Origin of the sequence: Albimonas donghaensis (assembly GCF_900106695.1) — a bacterium.
Taxonomy (GTDB): domain Bacteria; phylum Pseudomonadota; class Alphaproteobacteria; order Rhodobacterales; family Rhodobacteraceae; genus Albimonas; species Albimonas donghaensis.
Genome location: NZ_FNMZ01000012.1, coordinates 96,779 through 123,341 on the forward strand (window position 1 = coordinate 96,779; position 26,563 = coordinate 123,341).

The window sequence follows — 26,563 nt, forward strand, 5'->3', positions numbered from 1 at the left end:
CACCCATACCCACACCCATACCTGAAACCCCCTTAGTCCCCCCGCAACACCAGGAGGCCGCCGTGGAAGATGCAGAGAAGGACGTGCCGGGTCGGACCCGGGTGCGCGAGATCCTGATCCGCCCGCTGGAGGCGAAGGGGCTGCGGCGCAAGCGCGGGGTGAAGGCCGAGGACCACGCGAAGACCGTCGAGCGGCTGGTCGGGCGGCTGGCCTACATGACGCCGGACGGGCTGCGGGCGCTGGCCGAGGTGGTGCATCGGCTGGCGGGCGGCCGGGCGCGGGACGAATGGCCGAGCGAACAGGTCGTCCTGCGCTTCGCCGACGGGATCGAAAAGGCGCCGCCCGCCAGCGACCGGCTGCTGACCAGCTACATGGGTTCGGCGGCGGGGCGGGTCGCCTGGGGCGAAAGCCCGTTTCTCGCGGCCGAGCTGGCGAACTTCCTGATCCGCCGCCGCCGCCCCCCGCTCGATGCCGACTGGCCCGGGATCCGCGTCCGCGCGGGGAACCGCCGGCGCGAGCTGGCGGCGGCGGGGCGGCGGCAGGGCGAGGGGCGCGACAGCGAAGCGGATCGGAGCGAGCTCGAGGCATGGCGGCGCGCCGAGCCTCAGGTCCGCGCATTGGTGTTTTCCAAGCAGGAGGATCGGGGCGATGCAGCGGCCTGATATTTGGGCGGGGTGGAGCGACGACGTCTCCAGCTCGCACGTGGACGCGGGCGACGGCGAGCGGTTCGCCGAGCAAGAGCGGCGATTGCGCGTCGCGGTCCGGCGCCATCGCCGGGCAGGCGTGCCGAGCTTGCCCGGCCCCTACGGCGACGCGGGGCCGATCGGGTTCGGTCGTGGTGGGCTTGAGGCGGTCGCGGTCGAGACAGTGATCCCCGATCCGAAGACTGGCGAGGCGCGCGTCCATGCTGCGCGCGCGGTGCGGCGCAAGGGACCCGCCGCCTTGGATGGCCTGCCCAAGGCGCTGCAGGACGCGGCGCGGGAATACGCTGGTCTCGCGGAAATGGTCGCTTCGGTGAGGGCGCCGGGGGACGGGCCGCGGACGGGGCTCGGCGATGGCGGCGCGGCGGCGCGGTGCGAATGGTCGCTCAAGCTGCGCGCCTGCGAGGCGGCGATCGGGTCGGACATGGCGCTCGCGGCCCGGGGCGTCCGGGCGCACGCGGATCGGGGGCGGCGGTCGCTGCGCGTGATCGACGTTGTGAACGCGGTCGCCCTCGACGGTCTGACGGTTGCGGAGCTCCTGCGCCGGTCCGGCTGGTCGCGGGGGCCTTCGACCCGCCGGGCGGTCCTGAGCGCCTACCTCGGCGGCGTCGAGCGGCTGGCGGTGCTGCTCGGGTATATTTCTGCCGAGCGACCGTTGACGGGAAAATCCGCGTGAGTGCATCTTGTCGTCACGCTCTACAACCGCGCCCGGTCGATCCTTCGCCCGGGCGCGCTGCGTTCGGGGCTGCCTTTCCCAAGCATGAACCCGAGCGGGTCCTTCCTGGGCGGATCCGTATACGGGACGCTTAAGCGCATACGTTTAGAGTCGCTAAACAAACGGCAAAGCCTAAACTCCAGCTAAACCAATGAGGCCATGACCACGGTCAACGCATCCGGTCTGGCGAAGGCGCTCGACGTGTCGCCCGGCCGGATCAGCCAGTATGTCCGCGAGGGAAAGCTCGACGGCTGTTACGCCGGCGAAGGGCGCGCGCGCCGGTTCGACCTGGCGAAGTGCGCCGAGGCTCTCGGCCGGACGCTCGACCAGGGCCAGCTGATGGGCAACGGCGCCGGGACCGCCCGGGCCCTCCGCGACCTGGCCGACCTCGAGCCGTCCGACGGCGAGGGCCGCGGCGCCCCGGCGATCCCGCGGAGCGACCCGGCCGCTGACCGCTATCAGCGGGCGCGCGCCGAAATGGCGGAAATGAAAGCGACCGAGGGTCGGCTCAAGCTCGCCGAGCTCGAGGGGCGATATGTGCTCGCGTCGCAGGCCGAGCTCGAGATCCGCCGGGCGCTGGCCGCCGAGGTCGCCGAGTTCGAGACCGTGCTGCGGACCGCCGCGCAGCAGGTCGCCGCCGAGCATGGTCTCGACGCGCCGACGGTGCGCGCGGTGCTGGTCAAGGCATGGCGCGAGCATCGCCAGCGTCGCGCGGACCTCGCGGCGGCGCAGGCGGCGGGCGCCGAGTTCGCCGACGTCGAGGCCGCCGAGGCGGAGGCCGTCGCGTGTCAGTGATCGCGCACGGGCCGTTCCTGGTCCCAGCTGAGAGGGTCGTCATGGGGGCCATCGCCGCGGCGATGCAGCCGCCGCCGCCGCCTGAGGTTTCGGGCTGGGCCGAACGCAACCTGTCGTTCGACCAGGGAAGTCCGTTCCCGGGTCCCTATGACTCGTCCCGATTTCCGATGCTGCGGCGGATCCATGAGGTTCTGAGCCCCGACCACCCGGCGCGGGAGGTGACGGTCCGAGGCTCGGCGCAGATCGGCAAGACCGATGCGCTGATCAAGCCCTTTCTCGGGTGCATCTTCGACATGGCCCCGCGGAATACGCTGGTGGTCCACCCGACCAACACGGCCGCGGCCGAATGGGTGCGAAGCAAGTGGATGCCCTATCGGCGCACCAACCCGAGAATGCGGGCGGTGTTCGGATCGTCGGCCGGCCAGCTCGACAACATGGGCTATCAGGAGACCCTCGACCGGACCTGTTCTCTGCGAACGGTCTCGGCCGGCTCGCCCTCGGAGCTGAGCGGGACGACCCGGCCCAACGTGGTCATGGACGACCTGTCGAAGTTCGAGTCGACCGCGCTGGGCGATCCGGAGTCCCTGGCGGTCTCGCGGGCGGAAGCGTTCGAGGACGCGAAGATCGGGCGTTTCTCGACGCCGATGATCACCGGGGCCTGCCGGGTATCGCATGCCTACCAGCGCGGGACCGCGGAAGAATGGCGGATGCCGTGTCCGCACTGCGACCACCGACAGGCGCTCGCCTGGGAAAACTTCCGGGTCGACGAGGATGACCCCGGCCGCTCGCATTTCGTCTGCGTCGCTTGCGGGGCCGAGATCGAGTTCAAGCATCGCGACGACATGGTCGCCGCGGGCGAGTGGGTGGCGACCAACCCGAAAGGGGATCACCCGAGCTTTCATCTGTGGCGGGCGATCATGCCCTTCCGCGATTGGCGCTCGATCGCGGTCTCCTGGCTGCAGGCTCGGGGCGACGCCGGACGCGAGCAGACGTTCTTCAACGACGTGCTGGGCCTGCCCTATGAAGCGGCCAGCGACGCGCCGGGCTGGGAAGAGCTGCGCAACCGCGCCGAGAACGCGGTCGAGGCGGTGCAGAAAGGGCGGATCCCGACGGGTCTCCCGATCCTCGCCTGCGGCGTCGACTGTCAGGGGACCTGGCTCGAGTGGCAGGTCGTCGCCTTCGGGCGGAACAACCGCGCCCACGTCGTCGATCATGGGCTGATCCCGCACCATATCGGCGAGGCCGAGGCATGGGCGGAGCTCGACGGGCTGCTCAAGCGGCGGTGGCGGAACGAGGCGGGCCGCGACATTCGCCTCGACCGTCTCGCGATCGACGGCGGCGCCTATACCGACGACGTCTGGACCTGGGCGAAGCGCCACCCGTGGGAACGGGTTTCGATTTCCAAGGGCGCCAGCTCCGACAAGGGGCCGATCTACCAGGCGCAGAAGTTCGAGCGGCGGCGCGACGGCAAGGTGAAGCGCCGCCAAAAGCGGGCTTTCATGGTCAACGTCTCCGCTTTGAAAGCGGTCCTCTATGCCGACCTCAAGAAAGAGGACCCGCAGGCGCGCGGCTTTCAGAGTTTCGCCGCGGGCCTTGGCGATGCCTTCTTTCGGGGCCTCTGCGCCGAGCGGCGGATCCTCAAGCGGAACCGCTTCGGGGTCATGGAAAGCCGCTGGGAAGTGATCGAGGCGGACGGGCGCAACGAGCCGCTGGATACGCGGGTTCTGGCAGAGTTCGCCGCGCGGCTCGCGGGCTTCCGGTCGGCGACGGACGCCGAGTGGGATGCGCTGGAGGCCGAGCGCGATGCTCCCGCGCCCGATGCCGAGCCCGACCTCTTCGACCGTCCGGTGACCGCGGCCCCTGCTTCGGAACCGCCGGCGCCCACGCCGGCCTCGGCCGCAAGCCCTGCGGGCGCAAGTGACCTGGCCGCGCGGTTCGCCGCCCTTCGGAAGGGATGACATGACCGATCAAGCGACCCTGACCGTGCGCCTGGCCGAGGCCGAGGACGCGCTGCATGAGCTCCGCCTCGGGCGCTCGGCGGTGCAGGTCCGCACGTCCGACGGCAAGTCGGTGTCCTATGCCGCCGCGGACGCCGGTCAGCTGCAGACCTATATCGGTCAGCTGCGCCGCCAGCTCGGCCAGCGTCGGCGCGGCGCGGCGATCGGGGTGAGCTTCCGATGACCCGAGCGGGTTCGCATGTGCGCCGGACGCTCGCCGACATTCGGCGAGGCGGCGGGATCCGGGCGGCGCTCGAGACGTCGCAGCCCTACGATGCGGCCGACGTCATGACGTCGGAGGTCGCGGCGTGGAGCCCTGGCCGGGATCACCCGGATCGCGAATTGGGATGGGCGCGTGACACGGTCACCGCCCGGGCGCGCGACCTCGCCCGCAACAACGGGTTCGCCGCGGGCGCCGTGCAGCGGGAGGTCGACTCGGTCGTCGGCGCCCGGTTCCGGCCGACCTCGCGTCCCGACTGGCGCGCGCTGGGGATCGACCGCGAGACGGCGCAGGCGGTCGGCGCCCAGATGGACGCGGCCTGGCGGACCTGGGCGGACGATCCGCTGATGCGCTGCGACGCCTCGCGGGCGCTCGATTGGGGCGGCCTGGTGGCGCTCGGGTATCGGACTTACTTCCTCGAGGGCGACGCGCTCGCCGTGCTGCATTGGGACGAGGGCGCCACCGGCTTCCGGACCCGGCTGCGGGTGGTGGACCCCGACCTGCTGGACAATCCGCAAGGCATGACCGACCGGATCGACATGCGTCGCGGCGTCGAGATTGACGAGCATGGCGCGGCGCTCGCCTATCATTTCCGGCGGGATCACCCGAGCGCCATGTGGGGCGGCCAGTCCTGGGCATTCGATCGGATCGAGCGCGAAACCGAGTGGGGCCGGCCGCAGATCGTCCATTTCTTCGACAAGCATCGGGACGGGCAAAGCCGCGGGGTCTCCCGTCTCGCGCCGGTCTCCGACGCTCTCAAGATGGAAGACAAATACGGGCGGGTCGAGCTGCAGGCCGCCGTGCTGAGCGCGATCCTCGGGGTCTATGTCCGAAGCCAGCTCGCGCCCGACGAGGTGTCCGACCTGCTGAGCGACGGCAAGTTCCTCGCGCTCAACGACGCGCGGCGCGAGCTGATCGGGGCAAACGGCCTGACCTTCGGGGGCGTCCGCATGCCGGTCCTGCCGCCGGGCGACAGCATCGACACCGTGAAGGCGGAGCGGCCGGGCGGGAGTTTCGAGGCGTTCGAGGCGGCCGTCCTGCGTCGGATCGCGGCGGGCCTGGGGACGAGCTACGAGCAGCTGGCCGTCGACTGGTCCAAGACGAATTACAGTTCGGCCCGCGCGGCGCTGGTGGAAATCTGGCGCGGCTGGACCGCCCGCCGGGTGAGCTTCGCGCAACGCTGGTGCGCGCCGATCCGCCTTGCGGTCATGGAAGACGCGATCGACCAGGGGCTCGTCGAGCTTCCGGCCGGCGCGCCTGCGTTCTGGGAAGCCCCCGGCGCGTGGCTTCGGGCGAAGTGGATCGGCCCCGGCCGCGGGTTCGTGGACCCGACCAAGGAAGCGCAGGCCGCGGCCATGCGCGTTTCCCTCGGCCTGTCGACTATGGAAGACGAGGCGGCCGAGCTGACTGGCGCCGATTACGAGGACAACCTCGCCCAGCTCTCGCGCGAAATCGCCGAAATGCCGGAGGGCGTTCTGCACCCGGCGCAAGAGCGGTTCGCCGAGCTGATCGGCGGCGAGCATGCCAGCGACCGCGACGCTGGCCCGGCCTCGACCGCCTGACCCTCGACCCTTCGGAGGCATTGCCATGCTGACCCGCAACGGATCCGCGCTCGCGCGGCTCTGCGCCGGACCTCTTGCGCTGTCGGAATCCGCCCTCGATTGGGCGGAAGGCCGCGCCGCACGCGCCCTCGCCCTGCAGGAGGCCGGGGGCGCGCCGCAGGGCGTCGCCTGGTCCGACGACGCCATGTCCGCGGCCGCCACCGGCTGGCGGCCCTATGACATGCGCGAGGGCGTCGCGCTGATCCCGGTGCAAGGGATCATCCTGCCGAGTTTCTGCCTGATCGGCTGGGACGGCGCGACGGGCTGCGAGCAGCTGCGCTGGCAGGTCGAGACCGCCCTCGCCGATGACCAGGTGCAGGCGATCGCGCTGATGATCGACAGCCCGGGCGGCTACGTCGCCGGGGTCGACGAAACCGCGTCGGCCATCCGGGCGGCGCGGGGGGCGAAGCCGGTGGCTTCGATCGTGATGGGGCATGCGTTCTCGGCCGCGTTCTGGCTGGCCAGCGCGGGCGACACGATCAGCTGCCCGCGGACCGGCGGGCTCGGCCATATCGGCGTGATCAGCCTGCATATGGACGTGACCGGCTGGCTCGCCGCCGAGGGGATCAAGCCGACGCTGTTCCGCTCCGGTGCTCACAAGGCCGAGGGCCACCCGCTCGAGCCTATGACCGATGCGGCCGCGGCGTCCGTGCAGGCCGAGCTCGACGACCTGCGCGGCGTGTTCGCCGAGGCGGTCGCCGAAGGTCGCGCCGGGGCGATCGACGTCGCCGGCGTCCTCGCCACCGAGGCGCGGGCCTATCTCGGCCCGCAGTCGCTCGAGGCCGCGCGCAAGCTCGGGCTCTTCGACGCAATCCTGCCCAGCGACCAGGCGCTCGCCCTGTTCGTCGAGGGCGCAACCGCCGGCGCCGCCGGCTGACCAAGGAGGAACCTCATGACGCGGTTCACGTTCGCCAATCTGGCGAGTCGCGGCTCCAAGCCGAAAGCCAGCGACGAGGCCGAGCCGGATACCGAGGTCGAGGCCGAGGACGCCCCGGCTGAGGAAGAGGAAGACACGGGCGCCGCCGCCGAAGGCGAGGACGCGGCCCCGGAGGAAGACGAAGAGGGTGAGGGCGAAGAGGTCGCCGCGTCGGCCCGGCGCAAAGGCTTCGCCGCGGGACGCAAGGCCGAGCGCAAACGCTGCGCCGCGATCTTCGCCGCCGCGGATCCCGCCTCGGTCGCGATGGCCGCGCAGCTCGCGTTCAACACGTCCCTGTCGGCCGACGAGGCCGTGGCGACCCTCGCCGCGGCCCCCAAGGCCGGCGGCGGCCTCGGGGCTCGCATGCAGGGCCGCAACCCGGCCGCCCCGTCCGCCGGGGCCGCCGGCGCGTCGAGCGACGACGACAAGGCCGCGGAGCGCATCCTCGCGCTGCGCCGCCCCGGCAAGGCCGCCTGACAATCACGCCGGCGGGGCCTGACCCCGCCGGCGTCCTTGCAACCTGATCGAACGGGAGGCCGTCATGGTCAGCCGCACCACCGAAACCTACGACCCGTCCGGCCTGCTGGCCGGTGGGTTCCCCGTGTTCGTCGAGAAAGCGACGATCGCGGATTCCGTCGCCCTCGCCGCGGGCGCCGTGCTCGGCCGGATCACGACCGGGGGCAAGTATCTGCTGTCCGCGTCCGGCGCGAGCGACGGGTCGCAGGCCCCGAAAGCGATCCTCGCCGAGGCGGCCGACGCCTCCGATGGCGACGTCGAGGCGCTGGTCTACGTCGCCGGTTCCTTCGATGTGGACAAGCTGTCCTTCGGGACCGGACACACCGCCGCCTCCGTCGCGACGGCCCTGCGCGCCGCCCAGGCGCCTCTGTTCCTGGTGTCGCCCGTCGCCTGACGCGACGGGCGTCCCGCCTCTTCATTCACTCACGCATCGGGAGGCTACGATGCCCGACTCCTACACCACCCGCACGCTGGTCGGCGTGCTCGGCGGGCTCGACCGCCCGCAGCTGTTCCTGCTGGACACGTTCTTTCCGGACCTGGCGCTGTTCGATACCGAGACGGTCGATTTCGACAAGCTCGATCGCATGACCGGACTGGCCCCGTTCGTGTCGCCGCTCAAGGCCGGGACGCCGGTCGCCGCCCGGGGCGCCTCGGTCGAAAGCTTCACGCCGGCCTATGTGAAGCCCAAGAATGAGCTGGACGCCTCGCGTCCCCTGCGCCGCCGCCCGGGCGAGCGGTTCGCCGGCGCCATGTCCGCGAGCGAGCGTCGCGACCTCGCCCTCGTCGACCTGCTCGAGGACCAGTATATGCGCGTGCTTCGGCGCAAGGAGTGGATGGCCTCGGCCGCCCTTCGCACCGGGGCCGTGACCGTCGAGGGCGAGGGCTTCCCGGCGCAGTCGGTGAATTTCGGGCGGGCGTCGGGGCTGACCAAGGCGCTGCTGACCTCCGCGCGCTGGGGCGAGTCCGGGGTCTCCCCCCTCGACGATGTGCAGACCTGGGCCGACGAGGTCGCGACGACCTCGGGCGCCTCGGCGACGACCGTGGTCATGGACCCGAAGGCCTGGGCGCTGTTCCGCAAGGACCCGCAGGTCGCGGCGCTGCTCGACTATCGCTATGCGCGTTCGACCGAGGTCGAGCTCGGCCCGGTCGCGCGCGGCGAGGGGCAGTGGGCGACCTATGTCGGTTCGGTCGGCCAGTTCGACGTCTGGACCTATTCGCAGCCCTACACCAACGAGGACGGGACCGCCGGCAACATGATGCCGGATTACACCGTCATCCTCGGCGGGCGGGGCGTCGAGGCCGGCGTCGCCGGCTACCAGGCGCACGGGGCCATCAAGGACCCGCGGGCCGGCTACCAGCCCCTCGAAATCTACCCGAAGAGCTGGATCGAGGACGACCCGGCGGTCGAGTGGGTCATGAGCCAGTCGGCGCCGCTGGTGATCCCGGCCCGGCCCAACGCCTCGCTCTGCGCGACCGTGCGCTGATCAGTCGGCGAAGACGCGGGCGCGCCCGATCGCGGCGCGCCCGCCTTGCGCCTGACGGCGCAAAAGACAGGAGGCCGACATGGCGAATATGAAAGTGGTAAGCGCCCGAACGCTGGTGACTGGGAAGGCGTCCAAGCGGGGCGGCGAAGTCGAGCGGATCGAGCACGCGCCGGGCGATGTGGTGAGCCTGCCGGCCGAAGAGGCGGAGGCGCTGATCGCGCGCGGGCTCGCCTGGGCCGCGCCGGCGGCGCCCAAGGCGCGGGCGACGCCCTCGGGACGCGACGACGAAGGCGAGGCTGGCTCGGACGACGTCGAGGGCGAAGCTGGCTCGGGCTCGGGCGACGGCGAGGCCGAAGCTGGCTCGGGCGGCGCCGCGTGATGACGGTATTCGACCGGGCGGTGGACCGGCTTTTCGCTGATCCCAACCTCGGGCTGGCGGCGCATCGCGTCGATGGCTTGGGCGGGCAGTCCAGTATTCGGATCCTGCGCCGCCGTCCGGACGAATTGACGACCTGGGGCGGGGCGTCGCTGGTGACGGACGCCGATCTGATCGAGGTCCGGGTCTCGGAGGCTCCGAACCTCGCCGCCGGCGATATGCTGGTGATCGCAGGCGAGGCGTTCCGGGTGGTCGGCGAGCCGCAGCGTGACGCCGACCGGCTTGTCTGGTCCGCGCAGGTTTCGCCCGCGTGAAGCTCGATTTCAGCGTGACCGGCCTTGCGCAGGCCATGCAGGAAGAAATCGCCGGCGGGCGCCGGGCGGTTTCGGCCAGCATGAAAGAAGTCGGCGACGGCCTGAAAATGGAATGGCGCGGGCAGGTCACGTCGGCCGGTCTCGGTCGTCGCCTGTCCAACACGGTCCGGAGCGAAACGTTCCCGAAGGGGCGCGACAGCATCAACGCCGCGACGCTGGTCTGGTCGAAAGCCCCCAAGATTCTCGAGGCCTATGAAGAGGGCGCGCTGATCCAGTCCGACAGCGGGTTCTTCCTCGCGGTTCCGACCGCGGCGGCTGGGACCGCGTCGCGAGGCCGGAAAGTCACGCCCGGCGATTGGGAGTCGCGGCGTGGGCTCAAGCTCCGCTTCGTCTATCGCAAGGGCCAACCGAGCCTCCTGGTCGTCGACGCGGCCCGCATCAACGCGCGCGGGCTCGCCGTGGCCTCGCGTTCCAAGACGGGTCGGGGGCAGGTGACCGCGGTCATTTTCCTCCTGATCCCGCAGGTGCAGCTTGCCAAGAAACTCGACCTCGCCCGCGCCGCCCAGACCTGGGAGGGGCGGCTGCCGGGCCGGATCGTGCGGAATTGGGCCAGCGGGCGGATCGGGGGCGGGCGATGAGCGACAGTGTTTCGGAGGCCGTGCTCAAGGCGCTGTTCGTCGCCCTCGAGGCGGGCGCCCCGTCGGGCGTGCGGGCGCTTCGCAACGCCACGTTGCCCGGCCGCATTCCCGCCGGCGGGCTGTTGATCCTGCGCGACGGCGACCCGGGCGAGCCGGAGCCGACGCTCTCGCCGCTCGCCTATCACTATCAGCACCGCGCGGAGCTCGAGTTTCTGGTGTCGGGCGAAGAGGGCGGCCCGCGGGATGATGCTTTCGACGCGCTCAAGCTGGCCGTCGCCGTCGCGGTGAGCGCCGACCGCACGCTCGGTGGGCTCTGCGACTGGATCGAGGCGCAAGCCCCGGCGCCGCAGGACGTCAGCCCCGAGGGCGGCCAGCCGATCAAGGCCGCGATCGTCCCGATCATTCTGCACTACTCGACCCCCGATCCCCTTCTCTGACCCCGAACGACAGGAGGCCTTGATATGGCACGCGCTCAGGGCGCGCGGGCGCAGTTGCTGCTCGCGTTTGAAAGCACTTACGGGACCGCGCCGGCGAGCGGGTTCACCCGCATTCCGTTCGTCCGGTCCACGCTCGGAAGCGAGCAGCCGCTGATCGACAGCGACCTTCTCGGCTACGGCCGGGATCCGCTGGCGCCGATCAAGGACGCGCTGACGGCCGACGGCGAGGTCTCGATCCCGCTCGACGCGCACGCGCTCGGGTTCTGGCTCAAGGGCGCCTTCGGGGCGCCGACGACGACGGACAACGGCGACGGGACGTTCGATCATGTGTTCGCGTCCGGGGGCTGGGACCTGCCGTCCCTCGCGATCGAGGCGGGGCTCCCTGATCTCCCGCGTTTCGCGATGTATTCGGGATGCGTGGTCGATCAGCTGTCCTGGACCATGCAGCGGTCCGGCCAGCTGACCGGGGCCGTGACGCTGGTCGCGCAGAACGAGGCGAAAGCCTCGACGACGCAGGGAGGGACTCCGGCGTCGATCGAGCTCGCACGGTTCGGTCATTTCAACGGGTCCATCAAGCGCGAGGGCTCGGCGCTCGCCAACGTGACCTCTGCGCAGGTCACCTATGCGAACAACCTCGATCGGGTCGAGACGATCCGGAGCGACGGGCTTATCGCCGGCGCCGACCCTTCGGTCGCCGCTCTGACCGGGCGGATCGACGCGCGGTTCGCCGACGAGACCCTGCTCGACCAGGCCCTCGCCGGTGAGGCCTGCGAGCTCGAGTTCGCTTATGCGCTGGCCGACGGGTCGAGCTTCACGCTGACCGCGCATGCCGTCTACCTGCCGCGCCCGCGGGTTTCGATCGAAGGGCCGCAGGGCGTGCAGGTCAGTTTCGACTGGCAGGCCGCTCTCGCCGCGTCGCCCGCCCGGATGGCGACCGCGACGCTGATCAACGAAGTGGCGAGCTACTGACATGAAGCGCCTCAACCTCAACCCGACCCCGCGATGGGTCGAGATCGACGCCGAGCTCTCGGTCGCCGTTCGTCCGCTGTCGCCCTTCGACCTCGCCGAAATGTTCGAGGGCGACGAGGCCTGGGCTCCGATAGTCGAAGCTGCGGGGAAGGGCGGCGGCTCCGGCGAGGATATGGCGCGGAGCATGAGCCCCGGGGCCTTGCTGAACCTGATCGGGCGCTTTGCGGCGCTGGTGGTGGCGGACTGGACCGTCTGCGACGCCGAGACCGGCGAGCGCCTGCCGGTCACGGCCGAAGCGACGCGGGCCATGCTGCGCGCCGAGCCCGAGCTCGCCGGGCCTTTCCTCGACCGGATCCTGGGCCCGGCTCTGGACGGTATCAAGCAGCTGGACGCGGAAAAAAACGTATCCGCGCCCTCGCCGGATGGGCCTACGGCGGGGGCGGAGACTACTGCGCGGGATGCGACGCCGTCTGCGACGCGTGTCCCGCGAGGCTGAACCGGCCGCAAACGCGAGAAGGCCGCCAGGTCTGGGACCTGGCGAGCCGGCTGGAGGGACAGCTCCGCGTCGCCCCGGGCGGCGTGGTGATGGGTTGGGACATGACCGCCGCGCTCGCGCTCGGCGGGGCCCTGGGGATCGAGCCGGCGGCGACGGCTGAGCTCTTGCCCATAATTGAGGCCGAAATGGCCCGGGCGATCAACCAGCGGAACGAGGGGGGCGGGGATGGCTGAAAAGCGGGTTTCGGTTCGCTTCGGAGCGACCGGCGGCGACAGGGTCGAGGCGGAGCTCAAGGGCGTCGCCGATGCGGGCGAGCGTGGGTTCGGGCGTCTCTCGAAAGAGGTCGAGGCGGCCGGGAAGCGTCTCGACGGCTTCGCCCGGCGGGCCAAGCTGGCGGCGGCGGCGGTGGCTGCGGCCACGGCTGCCGCCGCGGGCGCGCTGGTGAAATCCGGTCTGGATACGGTCGACGCGCAGGCGAAGCTCGCGCAATCGCTGGATACGACGGTCGAGTCCATCCAGACGCTCGAGCGCGCGGGCGAGCTCGCAGGCGTGTCCATGTCTGGGATCGAGCAGGCCACCAAGGACCTGACCCGCCGGCTGAGCCAGGCCGCGTCCGGTGGCGGCCCGGCTGCGGATGCGCTCACGCGCCTCGGCCTGTCGGCGCGGGAGCTTATGGACCTGCCGCTCGATCAACGGGTGCAGGCGATCAACGAGGCGATCCTCGAGTTCGTTCCGGCCGCGGAGCGCGCGACAGTGGCGGGCAAGCTCTTCGGCGAAGAGGGCTCGATCGCCATGGCGCGCGTCGACACCGCGACGCTTCGACAGGCGTCGCTCGACGTGCGGGCCTTTGGTGTTGCCGTTTCGGAAATGGACGCGGACCAGATCGAACGAACCAATGATGCGGTATCGCGGCTCGGTCTCGTCTGGCGAGGGCTCGCCAACCGTCTCGCCGTCGCGGTCGCGCCGGCGCTGGAGGATATCGCCGACGCCATGGCGGTGATCGCGACGCAGGTCATTCCCGCGTTCGGAGCCGGGATCTCGGCGGTGAGCGACAATATCGACAGGCTGGCGACCTATGCGGCGACCTTCGCCGCCCTGATGGCTGGCCGGTGGGTGGCGGGGATGGCCGCCGCGGCGCTGTCGGTCAAGGGGCTCGCGGCGACCTTCGTGATCCTTCGTGGCGCGATCATCCGCACTGGGATCGGGGTGCTGATCGTCGGCGCCGGCGAGCTGGTGTTTCAGTTCGGTCGACTCGTCCGCGCCGCCGGCGGGTTCGGTGAGGCGCTGGATGCTCTCCAGCGGGTGGCCTCCGAGGTCTGGGAGCGTATCAATCTCGGCGCCGGCTATGTCGCGGCGAAGATCGCATCGGTGGCGCTCGAGGTGGCGATCCGCTTCACGCATGGGTTCGCCACGATCGCCGAGGGCTGGGCGTCCTTGATGCGCGGCATGGGGATCGAGGCGGGTGGCTTCGCCGAGGACCTGCAGGCGACCGTGTTCAGGCTCTCGGTGGTGCAGGCCGACGTCAACGCGGCGGCCGCCGCCATGGGGGACGCCTTCACGGCGCCTATGGAAAGCGTCGCCGCACTGCGGGCCCTTGTGTCGGACTTTGGCGAAGACGGCGCCGCGTCCGTCTCCAAGGTGACCGAGGCGCTGGCGGATCTTGGCGACGAGGCGGACGACGAGGGCGGGAAGGGTGGGGGCAAGGGCTCGAGCGGAAAGAGCGCAAAGTCGCGGGTCGATAGCCTCAAGGACTCCGCGGAGCGCCTGAGCGAGACCATGCAGGGTGTCAAGAGCGCCGTGGGCGGAGCCTTCTCGGCGTTCGTCAACGGGACCAAGCGAGCGGACGCGGCGCTCGCCGATATGCTGGCGAGCCTCGCCCAGGTCGCCACAAATCGCGCCTTCGACATGCTTTTCGGCGTCGTCGCGGACGGTCTCACGGCCGCGCTTTCCCCCTCGGCGGCGGCCGCGGGCGCGCCGGTGTCCTATCTCGGGGCGGGCAATCCCATGCCCGTCTACAAGGCCGCCGGCGGCGGCCATATCGCTGGGCCGGGGACGTCGACCTCCGACAGCATCCCCGCGTTGCTCTCCGACGGCGAGTTCGTCGTCAACGCCGCGGCGACGTCCCGCCACCGGGCTCTGCTGGAGATGATCAATCGCGGGGGCGAGGCGCGGCGCTTGTCGCGTGGCGGCCCCGCGGGGCCCGGCGTGCCGCAGGCGTTCCGGTCGGGCGGGCCTGTTTCGGGGGGCTCGACCGGGTCGGGGGCCGGTGGCGGCCTGACGCTGCAGATCATCAACAACTCGTCAGCTCAGGTGGCGGGGGAGGTGCAGGAGGCGACCGACGTCAGCGGCCGGCGCGTGATGCGGCTGGAGATGGCCGACGCCGTTGGCCAGGCCATGACCACCCGAGGCGGAGGCGGGCGGCGGGCGCTGCGCCAGCAGTTCGGCATTGCGCCGGTGGGGACCCGGCGATGACGCTGCTCGTGTACCCGCCCGACCTCCCGCGGCCTAACCGGGGCGGCTGGCAGGTCCAGCGTCAGGAGCCGCGCCTGCGCAAGTCGGCCGAGTCCGGCCCGCCGGGCTACCGCCGACGATGGTCCTCGGTCGCGAAGGGCGTCGCCCTTTCCACGGATCTCTCCCGCTCGGAGAAGGCGGTCTTCGACGACTTCGTGGAGCAAACCGGCTTCGGGGCGCGGCCCTTCGACATGGCGGACCCGACCACCGACGGCTGGCCCATGCTCGATCATTTGGGTCAGCCGGTGCTGACCGACGCCGGCCTGCCGGTGCTGCTCGCCGCCCGCTGGCTCTGTCAGTTCGACCAGCTTCCGGTCGAGACGCTGACCCGGGCCCTGACCTTTCGCATGACGTTCAGCGTGTGGGTGATGCCGTGAGACGGGAAAGCATGAACGCGCGCCAGGCGCTGGACGCGGCCAGCTCGGCCGAGGTCGAGGTCGCGCTCTTCGTGATCGAGCATCCTTCGCTCGCGTCGCCCGTGCGCCTCTCAACCGACCCGACCGAGCGCCTGTCCGCCGACCCGCTCATCTACGGAACCCGGTCCAGCTGGTTCGGTGCGAACAAGGTCACCGAGCCCTATCTGTTCGTCCTAGTTTCGGCCGAGCTTCCGGGCGACCAGGACGACGCGCCCGCCGCCGCGACGCTGGTGTTGGAGAGCGTCGACAACGATATCGCCAAGCTCCTGCGGTCCTTCACCGACCGGCCGGTGATCCATATGGCGGTGGTGCTGGCATCGAGCCCCGACCTGGTCGAGATGGAATGCCGAGATCTTCGCATTGTCGCGGCCGAGGGCGATGCGGGGCAGGTCTCGCTCACGCTGACCCGCGCCCCGATCGAGGACGAGACCGTCCCCATGGACCGCTTCACGCGTGACCGCTTCCCGGGGCTGTTCCAGTGATCTGGGCGGACTCTTATGTTGGCCTGCCCTGGGCGGATCTCGGCCGAAACCGCTCGGGCTGCGACTGTTACGGGCTGGCCCGCATGGTCTATGCCGAGCAGCTCGGGATCGCGCTGCCCTCCTATGCAGGCGCCTATCCCTGCGCGGGCGAGCAGGCGGAGGTCGCCGCGCTGATCGGGCGGGAATCGGAGCTTGGCCCGTGGCGTCCCGTGGCGGACGTCGTCGCGCCCTTCGACCTTCTGCTGTTCCGGCGCGGCCGCCTCGCCTCTCACTTGGGCGTCGCGCTCGGCGATGGGCGGATGCTGCACATGGACGGCGAGGCGCAGGCCCGCGTCGCGCGGCTGGATGATCCGCGGTGGCGCATGCGGTTCGTCGGCGCTTTCAGGCATGCCGAAGCCGGGGCTCGGATCGCATGACCCGCCTGATCCCTGTCACCGCAGCTCCGCTTTTCGATCCTGCGCAGGCCCGGCGCGAGCTGGAATTGCCCGAGGGGCTGACCGTTGCGGAAATGGTCGCCGCCGCGCTTCCGGCGCTGGCCGAGGAAGACCGGCGACGCTTGCGCGTGACCCTCGTTACCGCCCGCGGCATGTCCGCGCCCGACCCGGCGACCTGGTCCCGTTTGCGGCCCCGGCATGGTGCGCGCGTGGTCATCCGGCTCGTCCCGGGCGATGATCCGGTGTTGCGCTCGGTGCTGCTGATCGCAGTCGCTGTCGCCGCGATCTATGTGGCCGGCCCCGTGGCGGGCGCGATCCTGGGCGTCGCCGCGCCCAGCACCACGGCGACCGCGATCACGGCCGCGGTTCTGACTGGCGTCGGCGGGCTGCTGGTTGGAGCCTTGATCCCGCCGCCCTCCGCCGCCCGCCAGGACGCGGCGCGCTCGATCTACCAGGTGCAGGGCTGGCGCAACGAGGCGCGGCCAGGCGAGCCGGTTCCGTTCCTGCTCGGACGTCATCGCTACGCGCCGCCCTTCGCCGCGCCCTCCTATACCGAGATCGTCGGCGACGAGCAGTATGTGCGGGGCTTGTTCTGTTTCGGCTACGGGCGGTTGGACATTTCCGACCTGCGCCTCGGCGACACGCCGCTGAGCGATTTCGAGGACGTCGAGGTCGAGATCCGCGAGGGCGTTCCGGGGGACGACCCCGTGACGCTTTACCCGCGCCAGGTGATTGAAGAGTCGGTGGGCGTCGAGCTGATCCGGCCGCTGCCGCGCGACGTGGACGGCGACGTGATCGTTGGTGACTCGGCGATCGCGACGCCGGTGGTGCGTTGGACCGCTGCCGACGCGGCTTCGGTCAATCTGATCTTCGCCTTCAGCTCTGGACTTTTCGAGGCGTCCAGCCGCGGCGCCCTGCGCTCCCGCAGCGTCTCTATCCTCATCCGCCAGCGCCCCGAGGCCGGCGGAGCATGGTCGGACGTGGTCACGCTGGAGATCGCGGCCAAGAAGCGCGAGTCCTTCTTCCGCCAGGTCGGGTGGGACCTGCCGTCCCGCGGTCGCTGGCAAATCGAGGTCACGCGCTTGACGGACGAGAGCACCAGCCCGCAGGTCGCGGACCGGGTGTCGCTGGCCGGCCTGCAGTCGATCCGGCCGGAATACCCGCTCGCGATCGCCAGGCCGCTGGCGCTGGTGGCGCTGCGGATTCGGGCCTCCTACCAGCTCAACGGCGCGCTCGACGATCTGAACGGGATCGTGCAGCGCTTCGCCCCCGAATGGGACGGCGAGGACTGGGCGGACGGGCTGAGCCGCAACCCGGCCTCGGCCTACCTCGCCGCCCTGACCGGCCCGCAGAACCCGTACCCCGTCAGCGAGGCTGGGATCGACATGGACCTGGTCGCCGACTGGTTCGACTGGTGCGCGGCCCAGGGGCTCAAATACGATCGGGTCCACGACCGGGCCGAGAGCTTCGGGGACATGCTGCGCGCCATCTGCGCCGCAGGCCGGGCGAGCCCGCGCCACGATGGGCTGCGGTGGGGCGTGGTGATCGACCGGCCGCAGACCGTCGCCGTCGACCATGTCAGCCCGCGGAACGCCTCCGGGATCCGATGGTCGCGGCCATACGTGGACCTCCCGCATGGCTTCCGGGTGACGTTCTTCGACGAGACCAACGGCTGGGCCTCGGCCGAGCGTATCGTGCGGCGCCCCGGCTACGAGGGCGAGATCGAGTTGACCGAGGCGCTGGACGTGCCCGGAAAGACCGACCCGGACGAGGTCGCGATCGAGGCCACCCGGCGGATGCTGGAGCTGATCCACCGGCCGGACCGTTTCTCGGCCGTGCAGGACGGGATCGCGCGGGTGGCGACCAGGGGCGACCTGGTCATGGGCTCCTTCGACGTCCTCGACCGCGTGCAGCGCTCGGCCCGGGTCAAGGCGGTCGAGGGCCGGCTCGTCGAACTGGACGAGGTCGTGGCGGTCGAGGACGGGACCGACTATGCGATCCGCTTCCGGGTCTACGCCGACGACGAGGACACGATCGGGGAGTCGGTCGTCTCCGCCGTGACGCCCGCCGCGGTCGCGAGTGGCGAGACCCGGCTCTTGCGCCTCGCGACCTCGGCCGAGGCGCCTTCGGTCGGCGAACTGATCCACTTCGGAACCGCCGGCTCCGAGAGCCACGCGCTGCGGGTCCGCGCCGTCGAGCCGGGCGAGGACATGGCCTCGGTCTACGCTTATGTCGCCGACGCGCCGGAGATCGAGGCGGCGCTGGCCGACTACGAGCCTCCCGCCTGGAATGGCCGCGTCGGCGCCGAGATCGCGCCGGACCCGGTCACGCCGGCCGCCCCCCGCTTCGTCGAGATCCTTACCGGCCGCACCGGAATGGACGATCCTGACGGGCTGCGCGTGCTGCTGGCCCCCGGTTCGGGCTCCGCCGCGCCGCTCGCCTCCTACAGGCTCGGGCACCGGCTCGCGGGCGCGCCGTCCTGGACCGAGCTGAGCTTGCCGCTCGCCGCCGGCGGGGTCGCCGTCTCGGGCTACGCTGCCGGCGACGACGTGGAGCTGCGGGCGCTCGCGGTGGCTGTCGATGGAACCGAGGGCCCCTTGACCGCGACCGTCGCAGTCACGATCGGCGAGAAGGACTCGCCGCTTCCGGGCGCGCTCGACAGTGACGCTATCGAGGTGCAGGGCGGCCTGGGAAGCCTGTCGATCACGCTCGCCGCCACCGCCGACGAGGCGACGACGCGCGTGCAGGCTTACCTTGTTCCGGTCGGCGACACGCTGGACGCCGAGGCGCACGCCCTCGGCCAGCCTTTCGCGGTCTCGCCTGGCGCCACGCTGTCTTACCTGCACGGGGACGGGACCCGGCGCGAGCTGGTCGAGGATGGCGGCTTCAACACCGGCGCCGGCTGGACCGCCGGCCCGGGCTGGGTGATCGCGTCCGGGGTCGCCGCTCACACGCCCGGCTCGGTCGGCGGTGTCGGGCAGCCGCAGGACCTCGCCGAGGGGAAGACCTACCGGCTCGGGTTCACGGTCTCGGGACGAACCGCAGGCACGGTCACGCCGCGCCTGACGGGCGGAACCGCCCAGGCCGGCGACGCCGTCGCGTCCGATGGCCTGGCGCTGAGCGCCATCGTCGCGACCGCCGGCAACGATGGCGTCGAGTTGCTGGCCTCGATCGACTTCGACGGGGCCGTCGACGACGTGCGGCTCTACCGTGAAACCGGCCGCTGCCTCTCAGCGGGAGCCTGGGACGTCTACCTCGAACCGCAGGATCTTGCGGGTGTTCCCGGGCCGCGCAGCGGTCCATTTCCGATCATCGTCTACTAGGAGTTTCCAATGGCCGAGAATGGAGTCCGGACGCCAGACCTGTCGCAGGCCGTCCTGCTGGACGAGCTGCTGGGCCACCGCGACGGCTCGACTGTCCGCGCTCCGGTCGCCAGCCTCGCCGCGCAGATCGACGAGATCAAACCCCGGTTCGGGGCCGTCGCCAATCTGCTCGCTGACACCGGGCCGTCTCGCGGCGTGGGCGCCATCTGGGAGGCGGGCGGTTTCCGCTACCAGGAGGCTGCGTCCGGCGCGACTGATCACCATGTGACCACCGCCGGCGGCGTGAAGCTCTACGCGATCAGCAGCGGCGGGTGCATCTGTCCCGAGCAGTTCGGGACGGCGAGCGGCGGCACCGGGAACGATCTCGCGCTGCTCGAGGCCGCGCATGATTTCGCGCAGGCGCAGAAATGCGCGATCCTGGCGCAGGGCGTCTATGGCTTGCTGACGCCCTGGGAGGTCGATTCCCAGAACGTCATGATCCGCGGCATCAACCCGACGGCGCACAATCAACCGCGATCCGGTCTCCAGAAGCTGTCCGGCTTCACCGGGCTCGCCGCCCTGGTGGTGGCGGACGGCGTGAATGGCATCACCATTGAGCATTTTTACGTCAACGGGGGGGACTACGCCGAGCCCGATGGGCCCGGCGGCTATGAGGCGGGTCACGGGATCTGGCTGGGCAAGTGCAGCTATGCGACGCTGCGCGAGGTGCAGACGCAAAACCACGCGGGATATGGCATCGTCTTCAACGGGTGCTGGATCCTGCGGACCTATGGGCTGACGGTGCGCTGGAACGGGACGGAGACGGACAACACCTCGGGCGGCATCTGGTGGCGCAACCAGGACCGCGAGAACAACAACCAGGAGCATTTCGGCCTGTTCTGCGTGGGCAACTCTGGGCGAGACCTGTATGCCGACGACGGCGGGGAGGCGCAGCTCCGCGCCAACGCGATCCATGTGTTTGGGGGGCAGATCGAAAGCTCTCTGGCGGATTGCGAGATCGAGGCGGGGACGCTTTTCGACTTCCACGGGACGCAGTTCACCGCGACGGAAGAGGCTCCCGATCCGGCGTTCAAGCTCGGCGATGACGACGCCGCAAATGGCGTCATCGTGCGGTTCATCGGCTGTTACTTCGCGCACAATTCGACCGGCCCGGGGTTCGCGCTTGCCACCGCGAGCAACCTCAAGCAGCTCGAAATCACCGGCTGCACCTGGACGCGGGGGACTAGCTCCAAGTTCCTGGACGCGTCCGGAACGCCGAGAGCCAACAACGATGGCGATTTCCCGATCATCAACATAACGGGCGGATGGGTCGCCGCGGATCAGTTCAGCGATCCCAACCAGGTCGTCGCCGTCAACGGCGGCAACGGGGTCAATGCCGGCTACGAGCCGGGCACGGCAGGGGGCTTCATCCGGTTCGACAGCCGCGAATACGACGTCCCCGCCCAGATCGTGGTGAACCGATCCGGAGGCGCGGGCGTCAATCGGATCATGGAAGTCGGCGACGGCACGGACCTTGACAGGGTGACGTTGCAGAACCTGCGCCTGAGCATCGAGAAGCTGACCGCCGCGCCCGCCAACCCGGGCCAGGGCGACGTCGCCCTGGCTGATCGCCTGACCTGGGACCCGAAGGCCATCGGCTCGGGCGGTCCCTACCTGGTCTGGTGGAACGGCAGCGCGTGGAAACTCCTGAGCGAACAGTAACGCCCCCCCATAATCTCCAGCGGAGACGTCGAATGTCCCTCACACCTCTGTCGCGCGTCGTCGAAACGGCCGTCGAGGCCGCCAAGTCGGTGCGCCGCTCGGCTGTCGACGCCCGGGCCTCTGCCTCCCTCCGCGCCGTCGACATGGTCTCTCTGGTCAATGGGATGCAGGCGCGGTTCGATCGGATCAAGCCGGCGCTGGTTTTCGAGCCAGCCGAGGTGCAGGCGGCCGCCGTCGGGCTCTATGGATCGCAGGCCCCGGCGGACGTGCTGGCGCTGGTCGCCGCCGGGCAGGCCGCTGGCGCGGACGTGGTGGCGGCGATCCTGGCCTCGCCGATCTCGCCGACCGCCACCGCTGCCCACGCCTGGGACGACGCCTCCGGCTTGCTGCTCGACCGCGCCTACGCCGGCGCGGACATTGCGTTCCTCGCCGCCCCTCTCGACGCTCTGATCGCCGCGCTGGAGCCGGTCGGTGGCTGACCTGATCGGGGCAGGATCGGCCGGGCTCGGGCGGTTCCGGGTCGATCGGGCGACGGGCGCTGTCCATTTCGACCCGCTCGCGTCCGAGAGCTGGCCAGAGGACGCTGTTACCGAGACCCGGCTCGCCGTTCTGGTGCGCGACGCGACCGGGGCGCTGGCGCTTGCCGAGGTGGCGGTCGACGTGACCGGCCCGGCCTCGGTCCCGACCTACGTCACCGACGGGATGACTGCGACGGCGACCTGGGACGTGGTGGGGGCGTACTATGACGAATTGACTGAGGCGCGAGAGGCCAGCGCCCGCGTCAGCGGTTCTCGCGCCTCGGGCGAGGAGGGCATCCTGATGGAGGCTGGGGGACGCCAGTCGGGCCTTCTGCTATACGTCTACGACGACACGCTGTATTTCCGCTGCGGCGCTGGCGACGACAGCTCGGACTCCGGCTTTGTTGACGCTCCTGCGCCGACTGGTGATTTCGTGGTCGAGTGGAGCGCGAGCGCGACAACGGGCAAACTCGCCCTCTATGTGGACGGGGCGCTGGTCGACACGTCGACGTTCACATTTAACAAAATTTGTGGGGGCAATGTCGGCTCCCTCGGGGTCGCGGCGGAGCAGGTTGTCACCAATCTCGGGGGTTGGGGCAATGACCAAGGCGCGTTCGAGGGCACCGCGTCCGAGGCGATCATCTACCTGGATCAGATCACCGCGGAGGTGGAGGCATGACGCTCACTGTCCCGGCCCTATCGGGCGCCCTCGCCTATGACGCCGCCGAAACGCTGATCGGGACGTTCGCGCCCACGGGCGGGATCGGGCCCTATGAGGTCGTCGCCATCGGGGCGGAGGCGCTGGCCTGGGCCGCCGCGGCCGAGGCGGCGGACGTGACGATTTCGGGGGCCTGGCCCACGGCGGCGGAGATCTCTGGCGCATGGCCTGCGACCGCCGTGATCGCCGGAGCCTGGCCCGACCCAATGGAGATACGTTGACCATGACCTCGCGGATCACCGCTCGCGACCACCTGGCTGCTGTGGCCTATTTCTCCGATCTGTCCGGCGATCCGATGGATCTGACCGGCGCGACCGTCGCCGCGGCGGCCGGCGCTGTGCCGGGTTCGGTTGCCGCCGATGTTGCGGCTGAGGTCACGATCCTCAGCGCCGTCGGCGGCGCCGTTCAGGTCTGGTTCCCCCCTGGCGCTCTGTCTGGTGCGAGCCGTTGGCGGGTGCAGGTCTGGGCGTCCGTCGACGGCGGCGTCCACACGCTGCCCGAGCTCGCCGTCGAGGTCATCGCAAATGTTGGTGGGGGCGGCTGATATGACCTCGGCGGACATCAAGCGCGGGTGGCGCGCGCTGCTCGCCCGAATGTGGTCGATGCTATCCGCGTCGGCGCTCGCGCTGGCGGTGTCCGCGACGCTCGGCGCCGGCGCGTTCGTCGCAAACTGGATGTGGCGGGGCGCCGTCGCCGAGCTGCTGTTCGGCGCGCTTCAGGACAATCTCGGGATCACCGCGCTCGCCGCGGCGCAGGATGATCTGGCGCAGCGGATCGCGGTGCTCGAGCCCCCGCGCCGGATCGTCCGCTTCGACCCGTCGCTGTCCTACATCGTCGACGGCGCCTGCGTTCAGGGCCAGGAGTGCGAGGCGGTGTTCCTGGTGCGCCGCACGCCGTTCGGGGCGACCTGCGAACCGCCCCTCGCGGTGCCCATGGTCGCGAACCACGGCGGCCGGGAGCATCCCGCCGAGCGGCGCAGCGTGGTCGCCTGGCTCGAGGGGGATGAGTGGGACCGGGGCGCTGGCGCCTACGGGGTCAAAAGCGGCGAGGCCTGGACGCTGGTGCGGCTGATCTTCGTCGTCCCGCTGGCGGCGCTTCCGGGGAGGGCGGTCTACTTCTCCCGCCTCGACTACGACTGCGCAGGAGTTTCGCAGCCGACGCAGGAAAGCATTCGATTGCCATTTGAGATCCTGTCTGGCGCGTAGCGAGCAGCCACGTCCGATTCTCCACCCTACAGACACATATGAGGCCGCCGCGGGCAACCGCGCGCGGGGTATCCGCATGATCCCTTCCGATTTCCGCGGCGCTGGCCGGCCCATCCCCGACGCGGGCCCCTGGCTTGATGCGGCCGAGGCGCTGGACTGCGAGGTCGCCGCAATCCGCGCCGTCGCCGAGGTCGAAAGCCGGGGCGCTGCCTTCCTCGCCTCCGGCCGACCGCCGATCCTGTTCGAGCGGCACGTCTTCCACCGCCTCACCGATGGCCGCTGGTCCTCGACCTATCCGGCGATCTCCTCCCCGGCTGCTGGAGACTATGGCGCGGCCGGCGACGCCCAGTTCTCCCGGCTGCGGGCGGCCATGGACCTAGACCGCGTGGCGGCGCTGGAGGCGGCCTCCTGGGGCCGCTGGCAGGTGATGGGCTTTAACGCCCGGCTCTGCGGGTGGGCAGGCGTCGAGGCTTTCGTTTCGGCCATGTGTGGGAGTGAGGCCGCGCAGATCGCCGCATTCGTCGGCTACGTGCGCGGGGCGGGGCTCGCCGACGCGCTGCGGCGGCACGACTGGGCGGCGTTCGCCCGGGGCTACAACGGGCCGGCCTACGCCGCCAACCGCTACGACCAGAAAATGCGCGCCGCCTACGCCGCCCTCCGCTCCGAGCCCGGCGCTCCCGCCATGGCAGGCGGGATCGTCGGCGACGTCGACACGGTGCGTGAGGCGCAGCTCGTCCTGCAGCGCCTCGGCGACGAACCGGGCCCGGCCGACGGAATCGACGGCCCGATGACCGGGGGCGCGCTAGCGCGGTTCGTCGCCCGCTGCGCCGACAGCCGCCTCGCCCCCGAGTTCAACCGCGAGACGTGCATCGCCCTGCAGGCGGCATGGGCCGCCATGGGCGCGACCTGAAAAGGAAAGACCGATGGAAAACACCCTGACCACCCTCGCCGGCGCGCTGGTCGAGCCGTTGGCCCTGCTGATCTCCGGCGCCGTGGTGATCCTGCTGCGCCAGTGGCTCGGCGTGCGGATTCGTGAAGCGGACCAGGCCGAGCTCGACGCGCTGGTTTCGCGGGCGCTGGCCTATGGCGTTGACCAGGTCGCCGAGGGGCGGCCCGGGGTCTCGCCGGCCTCGGCCGCCGCCGCGCTCCCGTCGCCCACGCGGGGCCGTGCGATCGACACGGCGGTTGCCTATGCGCGCGGGGGCTCGCCCGGTCTGCTCAAACGGGTGGGGGCCACCGACGACGCTCTCGCGGCGCGGGTCAAGGCGGAGATCGCGGCGAGGGGGTAGCGCGCCGCTGGCGAGGGCTGGGACGGCGAGGGCCGCGCTCCGGATGGGGCGCGGCCCTTTCGCGTTTCAGGCGCTCCGGAGGGCCGCAGACGCCGCCTCCGCGAGGAAGCGGCTTCGGTTGCCAGCGACCGCGTCGATGCGCTCCAGGAGGTCTTCCGGGAGCGTGACGGAGATCCGCCTGGAACGGCCGGGGAGCGAAACCGGAGCGAAGGCGATGCACTCGGCGCCGGCCCGCATGTCAGGCTCGATCTCGGCGGCCAGGGTCGGCGCGGGGGCGTCCTCGCCGTCTTCGAGCATGGCCTCGAAAGCGGCCTCAAGGGCTTCACTCGCGCGGGTGACGACTTCCTCGATGGTCGCGCCGTTGGTGAAGCCGGGGAAGTCCGGGAACACGGCGCCGAACGCTCCGTCGTCGCCGCGGTGGATCACGATGGGGTAGAGCCGCGTGGGCATGGCCTGTCTCCTTCCGGGGCGCTCCTCACTTGAGGAGCTTGACCCCGGTCTGCTTTTCAATCTGGCGGACGGTGGGCTTCGGGAGGTCGCCCCGGTGTTTCGAGACCACCGTGCGCCGCCCGTCCGGGTGGGTGAGCACGAGGTGGGAGCCCTTGCCGCTGCGCTGCACGAAACCCGCCGCGCGGAGGGCTTTCAGAATGTCGGCGGCGGTGATCGGCATTGGCGTGGCTCCCTGTCTGTATGCATATTATATGCATACAGAGTGCCCGCCGGTCAAGTGACTATATGCATAAAGCGCACATAAGGCGTGGCTTGCAGGGCCCGCGCTCCGGATGGGGCGCGGCCATTTCTCGTCTCTGGAGGCCTGCCGATTCTCCGGAACAAAGCGCGATTTTTCCTGGGCGGATTTTGGGCGGGAATCACGCTCAGTTCTGGTTAAGTTCGCGGAATTCTGACGAAAACCGGGAAAACGGGCTTCCGAGAAATCCCCGGAAAATGGCATTGCAACGCAATGGCTTGGCCCATATACACGTCCGCGGAGTGGTGGCCGAGTGGTCGAAGGCGCTCCCCTGCTAAGGGAGTAAACGGGAGACCGTTTCGAGGGTTCGAATCCCTTCCACTCCGCCACGTTTTCCACCTAAGCGCCGGGAAAACATAGATAAAGTGGAAGTGGACGGAGCGCCGTCCCCCACCTTGTCCCCCATCGCAATCGCGGTGGAAGCGATTGAGCGGCTAGCCTGACAACGCATCGGTATGATTTTCACGTTCTCGGGCGACAGGGCGTGCGCGCATCAAGTCGGGCATGATGACGGAACCCCCCTTGGGCATTGCTGCGTCTAGGGCGCGGACTCATATGCTGGCGATCCAGAAGCGGATGGCGGCGAGCTTGAGGGCGGCGAGGTAATTGTCGGCGCGCCGGTCGTATCGGGTGGCAAGACCGCGGAACTGTTTGATGCGGTTGAAGAAGCGCTCGACCAGATTGCGCTGGCGATAGACCCACGGACTGAAGCTGAAAGCGTCCTTGCGGATCACGCGCGGCGGGATGTTGGCCCATGCCCCGCGGGCCGCCGCGCCCTCGCGGATCGGGTTGGTGTCGTAGGCGCGGTCGGCGATCAGGGTCGCGCCGGGATCGAGATCGGCGACGAACTCCGTCCCCACCGGCGCGTCGCCCGCCTGGCCGGGCGTCAGCTTCAGCCGGACGGGGCGGCCCTCGGCATCGACCAGCGCATGGATCTTGGTGGTCAGGCCGCCGCGGGAATGTCCCATGCAGCCATGGTCGTCACCCCCCTTTTTACCGCGGCCCCGTGCTGGTGGACCCGGACGCAGGAACTGTCGATCATC

32 protein-coding genes, 1 tRNA gene and 1 pseudogene are annotated in these 26,563 nt (G+C 70.5%); 31 read left to right on the top strand and 3 right to left on the bottom strand.

Going from position 1 to position 26,563, the window contains the following annotated elements; translation table 11 throughout:
* Window positions 1-62 precede the first annotated feature (62 nt).
* The 30 genes from BLV24_RS20265 to BLV24_RS20405 all read left to right on the top strand — a co-directional run bounded on the left by BLV24_RS20265 (window position 63) and on the right by BLV24_RS20405 (window position 24,772).
* Window positions 63-662: a hypothetical protein gene (locus BLV24_RS20265; RefSeq protein ID WP_092685280.1), complete on the top strand. Its 600-nt coding sequence runs from the start codon at window positions 63-65 to the stop codon at window positions 660-662.
* Window positions 649-1,377, top strand: coding sequence for a hypothetical protein (locus BLV24_RS20270; RefSeq protein ID WP_092685282.1), 729 nt, complete (start codon window positions 649-651; stop codon window positions 1,375-1,377). The genes BLV24_RS20265 and BLV24_RS20270 overlap by 14 nt, the downstream gene beginning before the upstream one ends.
* A gap of 198 nt (window positions 1,378-1,575) precedes the next feature.
* Entirely contained in the window at window positions 1,576-2,211 is a 636-nt protein-coding gene (locus BLV24_RS20275) for a hypothetical protein (protein WP_092685284.1), read from the top strand.
* Complete coding sequence (locus tag BLV24_RS20280) at window positions 2,202-4,169, top strand: phage terminase large subunit family protein (protein ID WP_176954858.1); 1,968 nt, start codon at window positions 2,202-2,204, stop codon at window positions 4,167-4,169. The genes BLV24_RS20275 and BLV24_RS20280 overlap by 10 nt, the downstream gene beginning before the upstream one ends.
* A gap of 1 nt (window position 4,170) precedes the next feature.
* The gene (gpW, locus tag BLV24_RS20285) at window positions 4,171-4,392 is read left to right on the top strand and encodes a gpW family head-tail joining protein (RefSeq protein WP_092685288.1); all 222 of its coding nucleotides are present in this window, start codon (window positions 4,171-4,173) and stop codon (window positions 4,390-4,392) included.
* The gene (locus BLV24_RS20290) at window positions 4,389-5,990 is read left to right on the top strand and encodes a phage portal protein (RefSeq protein WP_092685290.1); all 1,602 of its coding nucleotides are present in this window, start codon (window positions 4,389-4,391) and stop codon (window positions 5,988-5,990) included. Before gpW ends, BLV24_RS20290 begins: the two co-directional genes overlap by 4 nt.
* Window positions 5,991-6,015: 25 nt before the next feature.
* Entirely contained in the window at window positions 6,016-6,906 is an 891-nt protein-coding gene (locus tag BLV24_RS20295) for a S49 family peptidase (RefSeq protein WP_176954859.1), read from the top strand.
* Between the two features lie 15 nt (window positions 6,907-6,921).
* A complete protein-coding gene (locus tag BLV24_RS20300) occupies window positions 6,922-7,422 on the top strand; it encodes a hypothetical protein (RefSeq protein WP_092685294.1) in 501 nt (166 codons plus the stop codon).
* Window positions 7,423-7,486: 64 nt separating this feature from the next.
* A complete protein-coding gene (locus BLV24_RS20305; RefSeq protein ID WP_092685296.1) occupies window positions 7,487-7,855 on the top strand; it encodes a head decoration protein in 369 nt (122 codons plus the stop codon).
* Window positions 7,856-7,904: 49 nt separating this feature from the next.
* Complete coding sequence (locus BLV24_RS20310; RefSeq protein WP_176954860.1) at window positions 7,905-8,945, top strand: major capsid protein; 1,041 nt, start codon at window positions 7,905-7,907, stop codon at window positions 8,943-8,945.
* 79 nt (window positions 8,946-9,024) lie between these two features.
* A complete protein-coding gene (locus BLV24_RS20315; protein ID WP_092685301.1) occupies window positions 9,025-9,324 on the top strand; it encodes a hypothetical protein in 300 nt (99 codons plus the stop codon).
* Complete coding sequence (locus BLV24_RS20320; RefSeq protein ID WP_092685303.1) at window positions 9,324-9,635, top strand: head-tail joining protein; 312 nt, start codon at window positions 9,324-9,326, stop codon at window positions 9,633-9,635. The genes BLV24_RS20315 and BLV24_RS20320 overlap by 1 nt, the downstream gene beginning before the upstream one ends.
* Window positions 9,632-10,273: a DUF6441 family protein gene (locus BLV24_RS20325; RefSeq protein WP_245710684.1), complete on the top strand. Its 642-nt coding sequence runs from the start codon at window positions 9,632-9,634 to the stop codon at window positions 10,271-10,273. Before BLV24_RS20320 ends, BLV24_RS20325 begins: the two co-directional genes overlap by 4 nt.
* The gene (locus BLV24_RS20330; RefSeq protein WP_092685305.1) at window positions 10,270-10,710 is read left to right on the top strand and encodes an acyl-CoA transferase; all 441 of its coding nucleotides are present in this window, start codon (window positions 10,270-10,272) and stop codon (window positions 10,708-10,710) included. The genes BLV24_RS20325 and BLV24_RS20330 overlap by 4 nt, the downstream gene beginning before the upstream one ends.
* A gap of 24 nt (window positions 10,711-10,734) precedes the next feature.
* Window positions 10,735-11,679, top strand: coding sequence for a phage tail tube protein (locus tag BLV24_RS20335; RefSeq protein WP_092685307.1), 945 nt, complete (start codon window positions 10,735-10,737; stop codon window positions 11,677-11,679).
* Between the two features lies 1 nt (window position 11,680).
* A complete protein-coding gene (locus tag BLV24_RS22145) occupies window positions 11,681-12,175 on the top strand; it encodes a hypothetical protein (RefSeq protein ID WP_176954849.1) in 495 nt (164 codons plus the stop codon).
* Window positions 12,176-12,225: 50 nt separating this feature from the next.
* Complete coding sequence (locus BLV24_RS22950) at window positions 12,226-12,408, top strand: DUF7697 family protein (protein ID WP_425426116.1); 183 nt, start codon at window positions 12,226-12,228, stop codon at window positions 12,406-12,408.
* Window positions 12,401-14,647: a phage tail tape measure protein gene (locus BLV24_RS20345; RefSeq protein WP_176954861.1), complete on the top strand. Its 2,247-nt coding sequence runs from the start codon at window positions 12,401-12,403 to the stop codon at window positions 14,645-14,647. The genes BLV24_RS22950 and BLV24_RS20345 overlap by 8 nt, the downstream gene beginning before the upstream one ends.
* A complete protein-coding gene (locus BLV24_RS20350; RefSeq protein ID WP_092685309.1) occupies window positions 14,644-15,063 on the top strand; it encodes a hypothetical protein in 420 nt (139 codons plus the stop codon). The genes BLV24_RS20345 and BLV24_RS20350 overlap by 4 nt, the downstream gene beginning before the upstream one ends.
* Window positions 15,064-15,074: 11 nt before the next feature.
* Window positions 15,075-15,584 carry a hypothetical protein gene (locus BLV24_RS20355; RefSeq protein WP_092685311.1) on the top strand — a complete coding sequence of 170 codons (510 nt, stop codon included), beginning with the start codon at window positions 15,075-15,077 and terminating at the stop codon, window positions 15,582-15,584.
* Window positions 15,581-16,000 (top strand): C40 family peptidase, encoded by a 420-nt coding sequence (locus tag BLV24_RS20360; protein ID WP_143040382.1) that lies wholly within the window; start codon window positions 15,581-15,583, stop codon window positions 15,998-16,000. Before BLV24_RS20355 ends, BLV24_RS20360 begins: the two co-directional genes overlap by 4 nt.
* Entirely contained in the window at window positions 15,997-19,341 is a 3,345-nt protein-coding gene (gene gpJ / locus BLV24_RS20365; protein ID WP_092685315.1) for a TipJ family phage tail tip protein, read from the top strand. Before BLV24_RS20360 ends, gpJ begins: the two co-directional genes overlap by 4 nt.
* Window positions 19,342-19,350: 9 nt before the next feature.
* Window positions 19,351-21,042 carry a hypothetical protein gene (locus BLV24_RS20370; RefSeq protein ID WP_092685318.1) on the top strand — a complete coding sequence of 564 codons (1,692 nt, stop codon included), beginning with the start codon at window positions 19,351-19,353 and terminating at the stop codon, window positions 21,040-21,042.
* Window positions 21,043-21,074: 32 nt separating this feature from the next.
* Window positions 21,075-21,521, top strand: a complete 447-nt coding sequence (locus tag BLV24_RS20375) for a hypothetical protein (protein WP_092685320.1) — start codon at window positions 21,075-21,077, stop codon at window positions 21,519-21,521.
* Window positions 21,514-22,239: a hypothetical protein gene (locus BLV24_RS20380; protein ID WP_092685322.1), complete on the top strand. Its 726-nt coding sequence runs from the start codon at window positions 21,514-21,516 to the stop codon at window positions 22,237-22,239. The genes BLV24_RS20375 and BLV24_RS20380 overlap by 8 nt, the downstream gene beginning before the upstream one ends.
* A complete protein-coding gene (locus BLV24_RS20385; RefSeq protein ID WP_092685324.1) occupies window positions 22,236-22,499 on the top strand; it encodes a hypothetical protein in 264 nt (87 codons plus the stop codon). The genes BLV24_RS20380 and BLV24_RS20385 overlap by 4 nt, the downstream gene beginning before the upstream one ends.
* 2 nt (window positions 22,500-22,501) lie before the next feature.
* A complete protein-coding gene (locus BLV24_RS20390) occupies window positions 22,502-22,822 on the top strand; it encodes a hypothetical protein (protein ID WP_092685326.1) in 321 nt (106 codons plus the stop codon).
* A 1-nt stretch (window position 22,823) separates the two neighbouring features.
* On the top strand, window positions 22,824-23,483 hold the full coding sequence (locus BLV24_RS20395) for a hypothetical protein (RefSeq protein WP_092685328.1): 660 nt from the start codon (window positions 22,824-22,826) through the stop codon (window positions 23,481-23,483).
* A 76-nt stretch (window positions 23,484-23,559) separates the two neighbouring features.
* A complete protein-coding gene (locus BLV24_RS20400) occupies window positions 23,560-24,393 on the top strand; it encodes an N-acetylmuramidase domain-containing protein (protein ID WP_092685330.1) in 834 nt (277 codons plus the stop codon).
* A gap of 13 nt (window positions 24,394-24,406) precedes the next feature.
* Window positions 24,407-24,772: a hypothetical protein gene (locus tag BLV24_RS20405; RefSeq protein ID WP_092685332.1), complete on the top strand. Its 366-nt coding sequence runs from the start codon at window positions 24,407-24,409 to the stop codon at window positions 24,770-24,772.
* Window positions 24,773-24,838: 66 nt separating this feature from the next.
* On the opposite strand, the gene BLV24_RS20410 is transcribed toward BLV24_RS20405, so the two are convergent.
* Window positions 24,839-25,222 carry a type II toxin-antitoxin system HicB family antitoxin gene (locus BLV24_RS20410; protein ID WP_092685334.1) on the bottom strand — a complete coding sequence of 128 codons (384 nt, stop codon included), beginning with the start codon at window positions 25,220-25,222 and terminating at the stop codon, window positions 24,839-24,841.
* A 25-nt stretch (window positions 25,223-25,247) separates the two neighbouring features.
* On the bottom strand, window positions 25,248-25,442 hold the full coding sequence (locus BLV24_RS20415) for a type II toxin-antitoxin system HicA family toxin (RefSeq protein WP_092685336.1): 195 nt from the start codon (window positions 25,440-25,442) through the stop codon (window positions 25,248-25,250).
* Between the two features lie 317 nt (window positions 25,443-25,759).
* Here BLV24_RS20415 and BLV24_RS20420 point away from each other — a divergent pair.
* Window positions 25,760-25,849: transfer RNA gene (locus BLV24_RS20420), tRNA-Ser, on the top strand.
* 222 nt (window positions 25,850-26,071) lie between these two features.
* Here the strand turns inward: BLV24_RS20420 and BLV24_RS20425 are convergent.
* A pseudogene (locus tag BLV24_RS20425) lies at window positions 26,072-26,563 on the bottom strand (IS5 family transposase); the annotation flags it as partial.

Bases quoted from the DNA above. Each gene is read 5' to 3' on its own strand.
- BLV24_RS20270 (WP_092685282.1), top strand. From the start codon at position 649: ATGCAGCGGCCTGATATTTGGGCGGGGTGGAGCGACGACGTCTCCAGC.
- BLV24_RS20275 (WP_092685284.1), top strand. From the start codon at position 1,576: ATGACCACGGTCAACGCATCCGGTCTGGCGAAGGCGCTCGACGTGTCG.
- gpW (WP_092685288.1), top strand. From the start codon at position 4,171: ATGACCGATCAAGCGACCCTGACCGTGCGCCTGGCCGAGGCCGAGGAC.
- BLV24_RS20290 (WP_092685290.1), top strand. From the start codon at position 4,389: ATGACCCGAGCGGGTTCGCATGTGCGCCGGACGCTCGCCGACATTCGG.
- BLV24_RS20295 (WP_176954859.1), top strand. From the start codon at position 6,016: ATGCTGACCCGCAACGGATCCGCGCTCGCGCGGCTCTGCGCCGGACCT.
- BLV24_RS20300 (WP_092685294.1), top strand. From the start codon at position 6,922: ATGACGCGGTTCACGTTCGCCAATCTGGCGAGTCGCGGCTCCAAGCCG.
- BLV24_RS20305 (WP_092685296.1), top strand. From the start codon at position 7,487: ATGGTCAGCCGCACCACCGAAACCTACGACCCGTCCGGCCTGCTGGCC.
- BLV24_RS20310 (WP_176954860.1), top strand. From the start codon at position 7,905: ATGCCCGACTCCTACACCACCCGCACGCTGGTCGGCGTGCTCGGCGGG.
- BLV24_RS20315 (WP_092685301.1), top strand. From the start codon at position 9,025: ATGGCGAATATGAAAGTGGTAAGCGCCCGAACGCTGGTGACTGGGAAG.
- BLV24_RS20320 (WP_092685303.1), top strand. From the start codon at position 9,324: ATGACGGTATTCGACCGGGCGGTGGACCGGCTTTTCGCTGATCCCAAC.
- BLV24_RS20330 (WP_092685305.1), top strand. From the start codon at position 10,270: ATGAGCGACAGTGTTTCGGAGGCCGTGCTCAAGGCGCTGTTCGTCGCC.
- BLV24_RS20335 (WP_092685307.1), top strand. From the start codon at position 10,735: ATGGCACGCGCTCAGGGCGCGCGGGCGCAGTTGCTGCTCGCGTTTGAA.
- BLV24_RS22145 (WP_176954849.1), top strand. From the start codon at position 11,681: ATGAAGCGCCTCAACCTCAACCCGACCCCGCGATGGGTCGAGATCGAC.
- BLV24_RS20345 (WP_176954861.1), top strand. From the start codon at position 12,401: ATGGCTGAAAAGCGGGTTTCGGTTCGCTTCGGAGCGACCGGCGGCGAC.
- BLV24_RS20350 (WP_092685309.1), top strand. From the start codon at position 14,644: ATGACGCTGCTCGTGTACCCGCCCGACCTCCCGCGGCCTAACCGGGGC.
- BLV24_RS20355 (WP_092685311.1), top strand. From the start codon at position 15,075: ATGAACGCGCGCCAGGCGCTGGACGCGGCCAGCTCGGCCGAGGTCGAG.
- gpJ (WP_092685315.1), top strand. From the start codon at position 15,997: ATGACCCGCCTGATCCCTGTCACCGCAGCTCCGCTTTTCGATCCTGCG.
- BLV24_RS20370 (WP_092685318.1), top strand. From the start codon at position 19,351: ATGGCCGAGAATGGAGTCCGGACGCCAGACCTGTCGCAGGCCGTCCTG.
- BLV24_RS20375 (WP_092685320.1), top strand. From the start codon at position 21,075: ATGTCCCTCACACCTCTGTCGCGCGTCGTCGAAACGGCCGTCGAGGCC.
- BLV24_RS20385 (WP_092685324.1), top strand. From the start codon at position 22,236: ATGACGCTCACTGTCCCGGCCCTATCGGGCGCCCTCGCCTATGACGCC.
- BLV24_RS20390 (WP_092685326.1), top strand. From the start codon at position 22,502: ATGACCTCGCGGATCACCGCTCGCGACCACCTGGCTGCTGTGGCCTAT.
- BLV24_RS20395 (WP_092685328.1), top strand. From the start codon at position 22,824: ATGACCTCGGCGGACATCAAGCGCGGGTGGCGCGCGCTGCTCGCCCGA.
- BLV24_RS20400 (WP_092685330.1), top strand. From the start codon at position 23,560: ATGATCCCTTCCGATTTCCGCGGCGCTGGCCGGCCCATCCCCGACGCG.
- BLV24_RS20405 (WP_092685332.1), top strand. From the start codon at position 24,407: ATGGAAAACACCCTGACCACCCTCGCCGGCGCGCTGGTCGAGCCGTTG.
- BLV24_RS20410 (WP_092685334.1), bottom strand. From the start codon at position 25,222: ATGCCCACGCGGCTCTACCCCATCGTGATCCACCGCGGCGACGACGGA.
- BLV24_RS20415 (WP_092685336.1), bottom strand. From the start codon at position 25,442: ATGCCGATCACCGCCGCCGACATTCTGAAAGCCCTCCGCGCGGCGGGT.